Here is a 13889-nt window from a genome sequence, read left to right on the forward strand (position 1 = left end):
AGATGAGCAAGACGGCGGGCCGCCCGCTGCGGGCCGACGCCGAACGCAGCGTCCGCGCGATCCTGGCGGCCGCGGAGCGCGTCCTGGCCGAGAATCCGGGCGCGTCCATGGAACAGGTCGCGGAGGCCGCCGGAGTCACCCGGACCACCGTCCACCGGCGGTTCACCAACCGGCAGGCCCTGGTCGACGCCCTGGCGGCCGAGGCGGCGTCGAAGCTCGCGGAGGCCATCGAGGACGGCCACCCCGAGACCGCCCCTCCGCTGGTCGCACTGCACCGTGCCACCGCCAACGTGCTACGGGTCAAGGCGGCCTGGGGCTTTACCCTCGGCCCGGACGCCCCCCAGAGCGAGCAGGCCACGCGGACGCACCAGGAAATCGCGCGCCGCTGCACCGAACTGCTCGGCCGGATCCAGGCCCAAGGTGTGATCGCCCCGGACGCCGACCTGGAGTGGGTACGCCGCGTCTTCTACGCCCTCATCGGCGAGGCCCTGCACGGCGAGAACGCCACCGACCGCAATCTCACCCCCGATCCCGACGCACTCGCGGCCAGGATCGTCGACACCCTCCTCCACGGCGTCGGCCCGCGCGCTTCCTGACCGATCGGAGGAACACGGCGGGCGCCGTCCGACCCTGCCAGGGCCCGTTCGGAGTTGGATCACGAGTTCGAAGGGCCTCCTGTGCGACGCCGCCCGGCTTTGACAGGCCATGAGGCATGGCGACGTCGAGCTGGTGGTCGGGCAGCCGGCATATCACCTTGAACAGCTGAAGGCTTTCCGCGATCTGGTCCAAGCGGCCGGCCTCGGCGATCAGGGACTGCGGCACGACGGCGTCGAAGGCGGCTCCCCCCAACTCGGGCCGGCGGTCCAGATGAGGCGTCCTGGTCATAACGGTGGGGCGCAGAACCTCCCAGGCGAACCGCCGGGTGTCCGCACTGGCGAGGTGCGTCGTTCCAACACGTCGTTCTCGGTGGCGGCCACGTCGGTGATGTCGTCGCCGTTGATGTTGCCGACGGCCAGGTCCAGGACGCGGCTGTTGTACCGCTCCTCGACCAGTCGGCCCTGGTTGACGACGGAGCCGTCCCGGGCGAAGGGACCTCAGGTCACGGACAGGTCGTGCTGGTCCTTGACGGTCAGGACGTCGGTCGCGCCGTCGCCGTCCACGTCGGCCGCGGCGAGGCGCCCCTGCGCGCCGAGCCGGTCGCCCACGTCGCCGGATCCGATGGACGCGGCGCCCGACAGCCCGCCGGCGCCGCCCCGGATGACCTCGACCAGACCGGAGTCGGTGCCCGCGCCGGTGTCCTCGCCGCCCGCACCGACGATCAGGTCCGCGTACCCGTCCTTGTCCATGCCTCCTGATCAGTTCGGGAAGAAGTAGCCGAGCTTGCCGTCCTTGGCGACCGTGCCGAGCGTGCGGGCGCCGAAGGAGAAGGAGCCCTTGGCCGTGACTCCGGAGGAGGTGGCCCTGAACACCCACACGGCACCGGCGGAGTCGTTCTCGCCGAACGCCCCCACGACGGGCTCCGCGCGACCGTCGCCGTTGCCGTCGACGAGGTGGACCGCACTGCCGAACGCGTCGTACTTCTCGGCTGTGCCGGGGACATCCGCGCTGTTCTGGCCGAAGACCTTGGTGCCGGCGCCGGTCGGCCCCTGCGGTCCGCCGGGGACGACGGCGAAGGTGCCGGCGCTGGTCAGGCTGCCGACGGCCTCCTCGCTGTTGCCGACCAGGATGTCCCCGTACCCGCCGCCGTCAACGTCTCCGATGGAGAGCGCGGAGCCGAAGCCGTCAAGCGGCTCCTGGGTGCCGGGCACGCCGGGGGTGTCCTGGTCGATCACCTGGCGTGTGGCGGTGTCGGGGCCGTTCGCGGTGCCGTAGAAGATGCTGAGCTTGTTGAAGCCGATGACGAGGTCGGCACGGTCGTCGCCGTTGAGGTCGCCGAGCGCCAACTCGGTACCGCGCGGCTCGAAGGTGTTGCCCTGCGCGTCCTTCAAGGCGGTGAGCGGCCGCAGGCCCTCGCGGCTGCCACGGAGGTAGTTCAAATGAGCCGGGTAGTCCTCGTTGCTGTCCGGTTCGGTCTGCATGACGCGCTGGACGATGTCGGTGAAGCCGTCACCGTCCACGTCACCGGCCACCAGGTCGGTCAGCCACTGGTCGTTGTCATACTCGATGAGTCCCTCGTCGTCCTGGACGGAGGCGGCGCTGCCGTCCCTCCCGAACGGCCCGAACTCCACGCGGCCGGGCAGCCACAGGTCCTGGTGCCCGTCGCCGTTGAAGTCACCGATGACGGGCTCGGCGCGCTGGTTCCCGCTACGAGTGTCGGCGCGCAGCACCTTCCCGGAGGAGAAGCCGGAGGGGCCGCCCCACAGCACGGTCCGGCTCAGTCGCTGTACGACGCCGTCCTGCCGCCACTTCTCGTCCCTCGCCTCCACCAGCAGGTCGGTGAACCCGTCCCCGTCCAGGTCGGCGGCATCGAGCCCGCTCCCGAACAGGTCCCCCGTCTCCGGGGCACCGGGGACACCGGGGGACGCCTGTGTGTACACCTGCTTCCCGCGGGTGCCGAGCCCGCTCGCGGACCCGTACAGGACGGCGACGTAGCCGGCCTCCGCCTTGCCGTCGACGGTTGCGAAGGCGGCGGCGACGGCCAGGTCCTCGTACCCGTCGCCGTTGAAGTCCTGCCGTACGCTCGCCTCGGCATCGGGCGTGGCGTAAGCCGCCGGCAGGGCAACCGCCCCGGCGACCGTCATGACGACGGCGAGGCCGATACGCCACGTCCTGCGATGCTCTTTCATCACGTACTCCTGTCAGGTGAAGCGGCGAAATCAGCGGGGGAAGCTGCGACCGAGCCCGGCACTCTTCGCGACCATGCCGAGGGTGCTGGAACCGAACGAGAAGGAGCCCGCGGCGGTGACCCCGGTGGGGGTCGAGCGAAACGCCCACACGGCGCCGGAGGATGCGTTCTCGGCGACCGCGGCCACGACCGGCTCGGCCCGGCCGTCGCCGTTGCCGTCGACCAGGTGGACGTTGTAGCCGAACAGGTCATTGGGCTCGGCGGTGCCGGGCACGGAGGGGCTGTTCTGGCTGAGAACCCTGGTTCCGGCGCCGGTCGGTCCGTCCGGCCCGCCGGGCACGACGGCGAAGGTGCCTGCGTCGCTCACCCCGTCGAGATCCTCGAACGGGTTGCCGACCAGGATGTCCCGGTGCCCGTCACCGTCGACGTCCCTGATCGCGACGGCATGGCCAAAGGCGTCGCCCTCTTCCCGGGCGCCGGGCACGCCGGGGGTGTCCTGGGTGATCATCCGGGGCGCGGTGGTGTCCGGGCCGTTCGCCGTGCCGCGGAGGATCCTCACCGCGTCGCCGCCGCCCGCGACGATCTCCGCGCGACGGTCTCCGTCGAGATCACCGAGCGCGAGCCCCTCGTTCCAGGGGTCGCCGCTGAGGAACTGCACGTCGTCCACGGCGACGGGCGGACGCAGGCCGTCCCGGCTGCCCTGCACATAGGTCAGGGAGTAGGTGTAGTCGTAGTTCTCGTCGAAGTCGTGATGGCCCAGCGCGACGAGGTCGGTGATGCCGTCGCCGTCCACATCGCCGGCCTCCACGGTCGTCATCCAGACGTCGTCGTCGACGAACTCGGCACCCCTCTGGACGGAGCGAGCGGCACCGTCCCGACCGAAGGGACCGAAGCGCACGACGTCCTGCCCGGCCAGGTCCTGGTGCCCGTCACCGTTGAAGTCGCCGACGAGGGTCAGGCCGCCCTGGCCCTTGCTGCTGGTCAGGGCGGGCAGGACGTTGCCCGAGGTGAATCCGGCGCGGCTGCCCCAGAGAACGGTCCTGTTGCCGTCCCGGGCGATGCCGTTCTGCTCCCACTGCTCGTTGTCGGTCTCGACCAGCAGGTCGGTGAACCCGTCCCCGTCCAGGTCGGCCGCGGCCAGCCGGTAACCGAAATGGTCGTGCGCCTCGACGGTGCCGGGGATGCCGGGAGACGCCTGCGTGTAGACTTTCCGGCTGCCGGTGTCGAGCCCGCTCGCGGACCCGTACAGCACGGCGACGTAGCCGGCGCTGGACTTGCCTCCCACCGTCGCGGCCCAGGCGCCTACGGCCAGGTCCTCGTATCCGTCCCCGTTGAAGTCCTGCCGCACCGTCGTCGCGTCGCCTGCGGTGTCGGCGGCAGCGGGCCGGGCTTGGGCGACCGGCAGCGCGGTGGCGGTGGCGGTGGCGGCAAGCAGGGCGAGTGCGACCACGACGGTACGCCGCATGCTGCGCGAGCGGGGCTCGGACACATCACCTCCGGGAATCTGAAGGGCAGTTGGCCACGGAGGGTGGTCATCCAAGATCCACCCCCGTGCTGCCCAGTACGACTCGCCGGATCAGCACATGGTTGCCCTGCTGTGCGCCGAGACTTTTCCCGGAGTTAAGACTGCGTGCATGCGTCGCCCGGTCCGCCGCGGACTCGTTGGCTGCCAAGGCGAAGCTGGTCCGCGCTTTCTCACCGAAAACCTGTGCCTCCACCAGATAGGTGCCGGCCGCAGCATGTCTGGTCCGGGTACAACTGCCGCTGCCGGGGATGCGGTCCCAGATGACGTCGACTGCGGCAGGCGTGCTGCGGGTGACCATGATCCAGCGCGGCCCGGGGCCTATCAGAAAGCTAGGGCGGGCTGATCGGTCTGGGCGGCGCAAAGTTCCGCCTGCCGCTGCTGATCGGCCTGTTCAGGTGAGCCGCGCTCTCTGCGGTCATCTTGAACAAGACGATGAGCCTGGTCGCGGTCCTGGTCGCGCTGCCCGCCGCCTGGCAGCGGCTTCCGCCTCCGAGATGGCCGCGCACTGGCCCGTCGCGGTCAACCTGCCGGCCGGGAGCCTGCTGGGTGCCTGGGCCGGAGCAACGTGGGCAGTGCGAATGCGCAGCTCCACCCTGTGCAAGATGCTGGCCGGGCTGATGGTGCTTATGGCCGCGGCCCTGCTGGTCACGCACACCACCACCGTGGGGAACGCTCGTCCGATGTGGGCGCAGAGCCCCAGCGGGGTCGAGGCCAGTATCGGGTGGTCGCGGCGATCATGGGCGTGGCCATGGGCGAGCTGCTGATCCCGACGTTCGCGCTGCTGTTCGCGGTCGACATCAAGACGGCGGGAAGCCTCTCGCGCCGGTGGCCCATCCCAGCACGTAGACGGCGGGGGCCTCGGCAAGCGGAACGAGTTGGTCGACGTCGAACTTGAGGGCGGCATCGACGAACTGGCTTCGGCAGATTGACTGGCCGCATGCGAATCCGCCCACGTGACGTTTCCTTGACTTGCACCTCGGGCTGAAGCCCGAGGATTCTGGCCTTCCGTTCCGTTGCCGTGCCGCTACCCGGCACGGGGCTTGGGTCGGGAATCCGTGGCTTCCTGTTTCTTCGCGCTGTGCCAGAAGGAGTTCTGGTCTTACCGGCGCTCCGCAGGCCGATACCGCCAGTCCGGCGGCCGTCTTCACGTTGATCGCGGCATTGACATCACGGTCGTGGACCGCGCCGCAGGCGGCACACGTCCACTGCCGGACATCGAGGGGCTTGGGTCCGTCCTGGACGCCGCAGGTGGAACAGGTCTGGGAGGTCGGCTCGAACCGGCCGATCTTCACCAGGGTGCGTCCGTACCGCTCCGCCTTGTACTGGAGCATGTTGATGAACGATGACCATCCGGCGTCGTGTACGGACTTGGCCAGCTTGGTGCGTGCCAGTCCCGCCACCGACAGGTCTTCCACGGCGATCCCTTGGTTCTCGGCGATCAGCTTGGTGGAGAGCTGGTGGTGGAACTCGTGGCGGGCGTCGGTGACCGTGGCGTGGGTGCGGGCAACCGTGCGGCGGGCCTTCTCCCGGTTCTTGGATCCCTTCTGTTTGCGGGACAGCTCGCGCTGGGCTTTCTTCAGCTTGTTCTCCGCGCGGCGCAGGAACCTGGGGGAGTCGATCTTCGTGCCGTCGGACAGGACGGCGAAATGCGTCAGACCCAGGTCGATGCCGATGGTCTGGTCGGTGTTGGGCATCCGGGCGGCATCGGTGGCGGGGTCGGTGTCGATGACGAAGGAGGCGAAGAACCTGCCGGCCGCGTCCTTGATGACGGTGACCGAGGTGGGGGTGGTGGGCGGGGTACGGGACCACTTCACCTTCACCGGACCGATCTTCGGCATCTTCAGCCGGCCGCTGTCGTTGAGGTGCCAGCGGGCGTTGGCGGTGAACCGGATCGACTGCCGCTTGTCCTTGCGGGACTTGACGCGGGGCGGGCCGATCCTGGGGCCTTGCGGGTGCCCTTGAGGGAGGCGAAGAAGTTGCGGTACGCAGTCTCGAGGTCGCGCAGGGACTGCTGCAGGACGACCGCGGAGACCTCGCCCAGCCAGGAGCGTGAGGTGGTCTGCTTCGCCTGGGTGATCAGGCGGGTGGACAGCTCGCCGATCTTCGGTAACGGCTGCTGGGCCCTGCGGGCGTCCTCGCGGGCACGCACCGCGTCGTTGAACACGACGCGGGCGCACCCGAACGCCTTCGCCAACGCCCTCTGCTGGCCGGAGTCCGGGTACAACCTGAAGGCGTACCCGAGCTGCATGACGGCTACGATACATACTTGGGTTATGGGTGAGTTTCCCGACCTGGTACGCCACTACTGGCGGGCCAACAAGCTGTGGTCCGGCTCCTACTTCGCCCGACCGTCGGCGGCGCCCCGCTCACCGTGGTCAGGCAGCACATCGAGCAGCAGAACCGTCCGGTATGAGCGTTCCCGGCTCCGCCGTGGCGGGCCGTCATGACGCTTCGCGCCATGAGTGACGAATGTGCCGTCTCCGACTCCGCCGGAGCAGATGCGGCGACGCTCCGCGTCGCCACCATCAGATTCGCTTCACCCTCGGCGTGAACGCCGAGGCACTGCGAATGAATCCCGGTAGCGATTTGCTAGGGTCGGCCGTGTACCGGGGGTTTGCGGTGTACGAGTTGGCGGGCCAGGCGAACCTCTCTGCAACGATCCGGGAGGGGAACCCGAGATGAGTCACGGCCAGCAGGGCCCGTACGGCGGCCAACTCCAGCAGACCGGGCCCCCGCAGAGCGACCCGCCGCAGGCCCCGGCGCCGGACGGTCGCAGCAAGAAGACCGGCATCCTCATCGGCGGCATCGCGGTCCTCGCCGCAATTGGCTTGGTCGCGTTCATGACTATCGGTGCAAGCGGCGGCTCGCACATCACCGATGACGGGGCGCACAAGCTGTCGGCGCCCGCGACGCTCCTGGACGGGCGGTACAAGAAGATCCGCAACGGCGGCCCGCTGACAGAGGACGGGATCAACACCGTCGAGTCGTGGGGGGTTGAGGATTTCAAAGACATCAGCGCCCTCTACCAGGCGGGAAGGGGTCTCACCGCGAACTACCTGTCCTATTCGGGCTTCTACGGGAGCATCGACGATCCCGAGAAGGCTGTCGATGCGTGGTTCGCCCAGGTGAAGTCGGAGACCAGCTCCCGCAACCGCAGATTCGTGGGCAGCCCCAAGGAGCTCAAGCCGTCCGGTTTCGGGAACGGCATCATGAAGTGCCAGCAGGTCGATACCGACGAGGTGGTGATCCAGACAGACGCGTTCTGCATCTGGGGCGACCACAGCACGCTCGGCTATGTCACGTCCAACCCGCCGCGACTGGGGAGTGCCTCGGCGACATTGCCCACATCGCTGGAGGACGCGGCCGATCTGACCGCCAAGGTCCGCAAAGAGGTGCGCGTCAAGGCCTGACCCACGTAGAGCGGACCGGGGCACCCACCACGGCCTTTCTCGGCTCATGTAGCGCTGTCCCGTAAATGATCTACGACGTTGTTGGTTGACCTGCCTGTTTCTTCGTCCTTCGGCGAGGGTGAGGTTGTGCAGGCGGGCGATGCCGAGCATGGCGTGGTGGACGCCGTTGCCCTTGAGGCGGCAGTCGCGGAGGATCTTCCAGCTCTTCATACGGGCGAAGGCGTGCTCGACGCGGGCGGGGACCTTGCGATTGCGAGCGATCGTGTTCCTCCTTCCAGGTCGGCAGTTCCGTCTGGCCGGGTTCGCGGCGGTACGGGATGACCAGGCTGGTACCCCGGTAGCCGCCGTCGGCGGTCACCGTTGTACGGCCGACGGCGGCCTTCGCTCCGGACAGCACCCATGTCTTGCAGTCGGGGATCGACGGGGCGAAGCAGCAGGCACCTAATTGACCGACAGCGTCCCGACTGGGGTCCGAGGCCGCAGCCGCATTTCCCCTTCTTCTCCGCTGGGACCTGTCTGCATCCCCGAACCGGCCCCCGGAAGAGACGAGAGCACCGGCGCTCATGAGGCTGCGACGCAAGCACCAGTTGTCGGTCACAGCGCCGCCCGCCCGACAACGCCACCACAGAAAGGCGCTGCTGATGAGCACTCACCAGTTGCCCGAGGGAAGGAACCCCAACACGGCCGATACGCTGGACACGCCCCCTGGGCCAGAGCCGAGGCTCCGCAGGGATGCTCTCACGCAGAGAGCCGCAGGACCGACACATTCCAAAGTCCAAGCAATTCCCCGTGATTCTTGGCGGCACCAAGACATCTTGGCGCTGTGGATTCGTCATTGAGAGGACACGTGCTCGCCACCCCAAGCACGCGACCGCGACATACCTTCTCTCCGTGAGAAATTGGCGCCAATCGTGGAGGCGAGTTGGCTACGTTCATCGCTGATAGGCACAGTGCGGTGCCGTCAGTCAAGGGAACCGGGGCCGGGAAACCCCCATCCTCACCCAGGGCCACGAAGGCACGCTTGCTGCAGCCGGATGACCTCGAGCGGCTCATGTTGCTGGAGCGCGCGACGTGGACCGACGATCAGGCTGCATCTCTCCTGGACCTGGAGCGCCGGCTGGCGGCAAATCCGCAACTCTGCATCGGTGCTTTCTCGGTGGACACCGGCGAGGCACTGGCGTCCCTGTTCGTGAAACCGATCACGGTGCAGCAGGTGGTGGCCGCTGACACGTGGGCGCAGTGCGCCGGTGCGGACGTTCCCGCTGAGGGGAGGACACGGAGCTTGTTCGGGATCAGCCTCACCAGCGTTGACCCGGAAGCCGTCGACGCTGTGCTGGCGTTCTTCTGGCCGATAGCGCTGAAAGGCGGCTGGCGCGACATCTACCTTGGGTCCCCCCTGCCAGGCCTGCGGGCCTGGCGGAGCAGCAACCCCGAGGAGCCCGTTGAGACATACGTGCGTACTCTGCGACGCGACCGTCTGCCGCTGGATCCGCAACTCCGCTACTACCACAGGAAAGGATTCGATCACATAGTGGCCTGTAAGCCAGGCTACTTCCCGCATGAACGGTCGATGGATTACGGTGCCGTGATCCGCGCACGGATCCCGATGTCGCCGGGTGCCCCGCTCTGGCGCCTCCTGCCGTTGTCCTGGCTGCGGTCGATCACACGTTTCGCGCGGTCCCGCATGAGTGGGCCAGTCGCATAGCGCAGCCTCCATGAGCGAGTGCTGCGGAGCCTGTACGAAAAGCAGGCCGTTCTCGCTGGAACCAACTCTCCTGGCTACGAGGGCCGGGAAACACGGAGTGGGCTGAATGACGATTCACGGAGCATCTCAGCGGGGAGCGCACCTCGATCCTTGGCACGGACGCTATGCCCAGCGGGTGGCGGGAGCGGACGCGTCCGAGATACAGGCACTGTTCGCCACGGCCTTTCATCCCGAGATAGTGCCGCTGGCCGCCGCCATGCCGGATGTGGGCAACCTGCCCATGGATACCCTCGGCGCGATGATGGCCGATCTGGTGACGCAGCGCGGCACGGTGGCGCTGCAATACGGGACCGCACAGGGTGACGCGGACCTGCGGGAGACGATCTGTGGGGTGATGGCCGCAGAGGGCATCGACGCGCATCCGGACGACATCGTGGTCACGGTCGGATCGCAACAGGCCCTGGACCTGGTGACGCGCCTTTTCGTCGACCGCGGGGACGCCGTCGTGACGGAGGCTCCTTCCTATCTAACCGCATTGGGTGTCTTCGCCGTACACGAGGCACAGGTGGTACAGGTAACCGTGGACGGGCAGGGTGTGGTGCCGGAGGCGTTGGAGGAGACGTTCACTCGACTCGCTGCAGCGGGGCGTCCCGCAAAACTGTTCTATACCGTGCCCACATTTCAGAATCCAGCAGGGGTAACGCTCACCACGTGGCGGCGCCCTCGGGTCCTGGAGGTGTGCCGTCGCGCCGGGGTGCTGGTCGTGGAGGACAATCCCTACGGCCTGCTGTACTTCGACGGGAAGCCCATGCGTGCGTTGCGGGCCGACGCGCCGCAGGACGTGGTGTATCTGGGATCGTTCTCCAAGACGCTGGCTCCTGGGCTGCGCGTGGGGTGGGCGCTGGTACCGCGCGCGGTTCGGGACAAGTTCGTGCTCGCCGCCGAGGTCGCCATGCTCTCCCATTCTCCGTTGGCTCAGTTGGCCGTGGACCGTTTCGTGCGCACGCAGCCGTGGGACAGGCAGGTGGAAGGTCTTCGGGTCATGTACCGGGAACGGCGGGACGCGATGCTGGAGGCTCTGGACGAGTTCATGCCGCCGAGTGTCTCCTGGACGACGCCGGGCGGTGGATTCTTCGTGTGGGTGACCCTGCCCGAAGGTCTCGATTCGATGCACATGCTGACACCGGCGGTTCAGTCGCGGGTGGCCTACGTGCCCGGCGCCTGCTTCTTCGCCGACGGTGACGGGCAGCGCAACTTGCGACTGTCCTTCTGCACCCCGCCGCCACAACAGATCCGGGAGGGCGTTCGCATCCTCGCGGACGTGATTCGCGCCCAAGTGGAGGTCGGGGACACCGCCGGGGCCGCGATGCCGCAGCGCGACGGCGGGCGGTAAGGCGTGGCCCGTGGCCAGCCGGATCCGGCCGGCCACGTCCGGAAGGGCTGGCCCTCCCTTTTTGCGCAGCACCCGCGCGATCGTCAGCGTGTCGCAGCGCGTGCGAGGAGTGCGCGCCCACGACCGCGGGCCCGGCATCCGTACCTCTTCCCAGCGCCTGCGCTGCTGGGCGGTCAGCCCGCCCTCGTCCGGATACCGCATGCTTCCGGCGTACCGGCTCGGACGGGCCGCGCCCCCGGTCCCGACACATCCAGACCCCGAAACGCCGAAGTCAGTAGACCCAGTGCAGTTGCGCTACCTAGTGCCGCGTCAGCCCAGGCTCCGTGCGGGGCCAACTGGCCGACGGGCCCGGCGCGTTCCCCATCGGTTCCGTCACAGACTGCGAGAGAAGACGACGCGGTCTTGTCCCGGGCCGTCGTAGTCGGCCACCGGTTCCGAGCAGTCGAAGCCCATGGCGGTATGAAAGGCAATGGAGCGGGTGTTCTGCGGTGAGGTGATCGCCTTGACGACCGTACGGCCACTCTGGCGTGCGCCGGCGAAGAACCGGTCGTACAGCGACCGGGCCAGCCCGGTGCGCCGCGTGATCGGGGCGACCCCGGTGAAGTGGATGTAGGCCTCGTCCGGTCGGGAGGGGGACAGGAAGCCGATGACGAAGCCGGCGAGTTCGCCGTGCTCGCCCTCGGCGATCAGGCTGGTGTCATGGAAGTGGTTCAGGTGGAGCCGGTTGAGTAGGCCTGTCACCGGCCGTCCCCACCAGGTATCGACCACCGCGACGATCGTGTCGTAGTCCTCGGGGCGTGCGCTGCGGATCGTGAAGATACCCGATGCGGGTGAAAGAGCCATGGTCACAGCCTTGCATACGCGCTCGCGTTGACAACCTGGCACCCCTGCGCCACGGGGCTACCCACCCGAAGCGCCCCGTGCCGGGAGAGCATCAGACAGCGTTGGCCTTGGTGGCGTTGTCGCAGAGTTCGAGGAACGGGTCGTGTTTGCTCACGGGACCCGCCCGGTGCCGGCCACCAGGTCCAGTGGGTCCGTGCGGATTCCGAAGCGGTGCCGCAAGGCCCGTCCCGCGGCATGCAGCCCGCACATCCCGTGCACAGCGGGGCCCGGAGGTGTGAAGGCCGAACACAGGTACAGGCCGTCGACCGGGGTTGTGTATGGGTCCCAGCGCGGCATCGGCCGCATGAAGGTCCGCCACAGGGACAGGGCACCGCCGCTGATGTCACCGCTCACACAGTTGGGGTTGTGGCGTTCCAGCTCGGCCGCAGGAACGACATGGCGCGCGAGTACCAGGTCGCGGAACCCCGGGGCGAAGCGCTCCACTTGGGCGGTGACTGCGTCACCCAGGTCCAGGGGAGAGCCATGAGGGACGTGCGCGTAGGCGTAGAAGGTGTGCCGCCCCTTGGGAGCGCGGCTGTCGTCGACGACCCCTGGCTGCACTGCCAGGACATAGGGGCGTTCGGGATGACGGCCCTGCGCGACCTCCCGCTCCACGGCCACCGCCTCCTCGTCCGTTCCCACCAGGTGCATGGTGCCGGCGAGTTCGCAGCTCGCGTCGGCCCATGGCACGGGGCCGGACAGGGCGAAGTCGACCTTGCAGGCTGCCGGACCGTGGCGGACGGCCCGCAGTCCACGGACATAGCCCTCGGGCAAGGCGTCGCCGGCGAGCGCCAGTAGCCCGTCCGGGCCGACGTCCAGCAGGACGGCTTTGGCACGCGGCAACTGCTCCAGGCTCTCCACTCGGTGACCGGTGACGATCGACCCGCCGCGTTTGACCAGCTCCCGCGCCATGGCGTCGGCGATGGCCTGGCTGCCGCCCCGAGCGACGGGCCACCGACCGCATGTGCCAGCGTGCCGAGAACCAGACCGATCGCCGCGGTCGCGGGAGACCCCGGCGGCGACATCGCGTGGGCGCTGACGCCCGCGAACAGCGCTGGGGCGGCTTGGTCTCGAAATCGTGCCGCCCGCAGCACAGAGCCGCGTTCCACAACGCGCGTGGCAAACCGCATCGCCGTGGTCAGATTCGCGGGCGGGTGCCGGAGATCCGATGTCGCCAGGTCCGCCAGTTCCCGCCAGCGGCTGACCAGCGGATCGAACAGGTTCCGCCAGGCTCGCCCGCCGCGTCCCAGCCCCTCGACGGTGCGATCCAGGTCCCGCCAGGCCAGGCCGCTGGTGGCCCCGTCCAGGGGATGGGCATAGGCCACCTCGGGCTGCAGCATCTGAACGCCGTGGGCCGCGAGGTCGAACGCTTCGAAGAAGGGTGAGGCCATGCCCATGGGATGAGCTGCCGAGCAGACGTCGTGGCAGAACCCCGGGAGTGTCAGCGCAGCGGTGCGAGTGCCGCCTCCGACGGTGGAGGCGGCCTCGTACACGACGACCTGGAGCCCGGCTCCGGCCAAGGTGATCGCCGCGGCCAGACCGTTGGGCCCCGAGCCGACCACAACCGCGTCCACCGCACCGTGCGAGGCGTTCCCCAGCCACGCGCCCATGCGCCTGCTCACGCTTCCCGCGCGGCGGACGCCGGGAGCAGGACGAACGGGGAGACGAAGATGTAGTCCGGTTCAGGCTTCCGGTCGTATCCGCTGTCCCTGGCGATGAGGAATTGGAAGCCCTGCGGCTGATCGCGGTCGGCGTACTCGCGCAGCACCTGGTGTGCCACGCGATCGCGCAGCATCGCGTACGCGGGATAGTGGGTCACATCGTGGTCCGCCCGTCCCATGATGGTGATCATCTCGCCGCAGATGTCGAACATGGCCTTCTCGCGGCGCCGCGAGGGGAACCACACCATCTGCGACCACGTCCGGGGCGTGACCTGCGTGGTCTGGACCCAGGGCGTTTGCTCGTCCTGGGCCGTAAGTACCCGGTGCAGGACGTGGAAGTCATGCTGTGCGGGCTCGGGGGCGAAGAAGCGCCAGTTCGGAACCAGAAGCCCCGTTCGGTCGATTTCCCGCATACGGTCGAAGACCTTCTGCGGGTGCTGGCTCACCGCCGTCACCCCGAACCATGCCGCCAGGCCGCCCAGCACCAGCAGGGACATGGCCCCGTGCTGCGGGCGCCGAGGCACACCG

Annotated in this window: 11 protein-coding genes and 4 pseudogenes; 5 read left to right on the forward strand and 10 right to left on the reverse strand. The window is 68.6% G+C overall.

All coding sequences use genetic code 11. The features are described 5' to 3' along the window. Positions 1–2: 2 nt before the first annotated feature. Positions 3–596 carry a TetR/AcrR family transcriptional regulator gene (locus ACZ562_RS31550; protein ID WP_471186102.1) on the forward strand — a complete coding sequence of 198 codons (594 nt, stop codon included), beginning with the start codon at positions 3–5 and terminating at the stop codon, positions 594–596. A gap of 498 nt (positions 597–1094) precedes the next feature. On the opposite strand, the gene ACZ562_RS31555 is transcribed toward ACZ562_RS31550, so the two are convergent. The 5 genes and pseudogenes from ACZ562_RS31555 to ACZ562_RS31575 all read right to left on the reverse strand — a co-directional run. Then, entirely contained in the window at positions 1095–1346 is a 252-nt protein-coding gene (locus ACZ562_RS31555) for a hypothetical protein (protein ID WP_471186104.1), read from the reverse strand. Positions 1347–1355: 9 nt separating this feature from the next. Beyond that, positions 1356–2786 (reverse strand): VCBS repeat-containing protein, encoded by a 1431-nt coding sequence (locus tag ACZ562_RS31560; RefSeq protein WP_471186107.1) that lies wholly within the window; start codon positions 2784–2786, stop codon positions 1356–1358. A gap of 30 nt (positions 2787–2816) precedes the next feature. Next, positions 2817–4274 carry an FG-GAP repeat domain-containing protein gene (locus ACZ562_RS31565; RefSeq protein ID WP_471186109.1) on the reverse strand — a complete coding sequence of 486 codons (1458 nt, stop codon included), beginning with the start codon at positions 4272–4274 and terminating at the stop codon, positions 2817–2819. 43 nt (positions 4275–4317) lie between these two features. Further along, positions 4318–4608: a hypothetical protein gene (locus tag ACZ562_RS31570; protein ID WP_471186111.1), complete on the reverse strand. Its 291-nt coding sequence runs from the start codon at positions 4606–4608 to the stop codon at positions 4318–4320. 745 nt (positions 4609–5353) lie between these two features. Next, positions 5354–6558 (reverse strand): annotated as a pseudogene (locus tag ACZ562_RS31575) (RNA-guided endonuclease InsQ/TnpB family protein); the annotation flags it as partial. A gap of 31 nt (positions 6559–6589) precedes the next feature. On the opposite strand from ACZ562_RS31575, the pseudogene ACZ562_RS31580 reads away from it, so the two are divergent. Both ACZ562_RS31580 and ACZ562_RS31585 read left to right on the forward strand, forming a co-directional pair. Next, positions 6590–6723: pseudogene (locus ACZ562_RS31580) on the forward strand (transposase); the annotation flags it as partial. A 265-nt stretch (positions 6724–6988) separates the two neighbouring features. Then, the gene (locus ACZ562_RS31585; RefSeq protein ID WP_471186114.1) at positions 6989–7720 is read left to right on the forward strand and encodes a hypothetical protein; all 732 of its coding nucleotides are present in this window, start codon (positions 6989–6991) and stop codon (positions 7718–7720) included. A gap of 111 nt (positions 7721–7831) precedes the next feature. On the opposite strand, the pseudogene ACZ562_RS31590 reads toward ACZ562_RS31585, so the two are convergent. Continuing rightward, a pseudogene (locus ACZ562_RS31590) lies at positions 7832–8120 on the reverse strand (transposase family protein); the annotation flags it as partial. A 621-nt stretch (positions 8121–8741) separates the two neighbouring features. Between ACZ562_RS31590 and ACZ562_RS31595 the strand changes: the two are divergent. Next, entirely contained in the window at positions 8742–9425 is a 684-nt protein-coding gene (locus ACZ562_RS31595; protein ID WP_471186117.1) for a hypothetical protein, read from the forward strand. A 175-nt stretch (positions 9426–9600) separates the two neighbouring features. After that, complete coding sequence (locus tag ACZ562_RS31600; RefSeq protein WP_471186120.1) at positions 9601–10818, forward strand: aminotransferase-like domain-containing protein; 1218 nt, start codon at positions 9601–9603, stop codon at positions 10816–10818. Positions 10819–11190: 372 nt separating this feature from the next. Here ACZ562_RS31600 and ACZ562_RS31605 read toward each other — a convergent pair whose 3' ends face one another. From ACZ562_RS31605 to ACZ562_RS31620, 4 genes and pseudogenes are all read right to left on the reverse strand, one after another. Further along, the gene (locus tag ACZ562_RS31605) at positions 11191–11661 is read right to left on the reverse strand and encodes a GNAT family N-acetyltransferase (protein WP_471186123.1); all 471 of its coding nucleotides are present in this window, start codon (positions 11659–11661) and stop codon (positions 11191–11193) included. Between the two features lie 150 nt (positions 11662–11811). After that, the gene (locus tag ACZ562_RS31610; protein ID WP_471186191.1) at positions 11812–12612 is read right to left on the reverse strand and encodes a phytoene desaturase family protein; all 801 of its coding nucleotides are present in this window, start codon (positions 12610–12612) and stop codon (positions 11812–11814) included. Positions 12613–13037: 425 nt separating this feature from the next. Beyond that, positions 13038–13310: pseudogene (locus ACZ562_RS31615) on the reverse strand (FAD-dependent oxidoreductase); the annotation flags it as partial. Between the two features lie 8 nt (positions 13311–13318). Continuing rightward, positions 13319–13858, reverse strand: a complete 540-nt coding sequence (locus ACZ562_RS31620; RefSeq protein WP_471186125.1) for a DUF5819 family protein — start codon at positions 13856–13858, stop codon at positions 13319–13321. Between the last annotated feature and the right edge of the window lie 31 nt (positions 13859–13889).

It is taken from the genome of Streptomyces sp. NPDC040410 (assembly GCF_055595715.1).

Bases quoted from the DNA above. Each gene is read 5' to 3' on its own strand.
- ACZ562_RS31550 (WP_471186102.1), top strand. From the start codon at position 3: ATGAGCAAGACGGCGGGCCGCCCGCTGCGGGCCGACGCCGAACGCAGC.
- ACZ562_RS31555 (WP_471186104.1), bottom strand. From the start codon at position 1,346: ATGGACAAGGACGGGTACGCGGACCTGATCGTCGGTGCGGGCGGCGAG.
- ACZ562_RS31560 (WP_471186107.1), bottom strand. From the start codon at position 2,786: ATGAAAGAGCATCGCAGGACGTGGCGTATCGGCCTCGCCGTCGTCATG.
- ACZ562_RS31570 (WP_471186111.1), bottom strand. From the start codon at position 4,608: ATGGTCACCCGCAGCACGCCTGCCGCAGTCGACGTCATCTGGGACCGC.
- ACZ562_RS31585 (WP_471186114.1), top strand. From the start codon at position 6,989: ATGAGTCACGGCCAGCAGGGCCCGTACGGCGGCCAACTCCAGCAGACC.
- ACZ562_RS31605 (WP_471186123.1), bottom strand. From the start codon at position 11,661: ATGGCTCTTTCACCCGCATCGGGTATCTTCACGATCCGCAGCGCACGC.
- ACZ562_RS31610 (WP_471186191.1), bottom strand. From the start codon at position 12,612: ATGGCGCGGGAGCTGGTCAAACGCGGCGGGTCGATCGTCACCGGTCAC.
- ACZ562_RS31620 (WP_471186125.1), bottom strand. From the start codon at position 13,858: ATGTCCCTGCTGGTGCTGGGCGGCCTGGCGGCATGGTTCGGGGTGACG.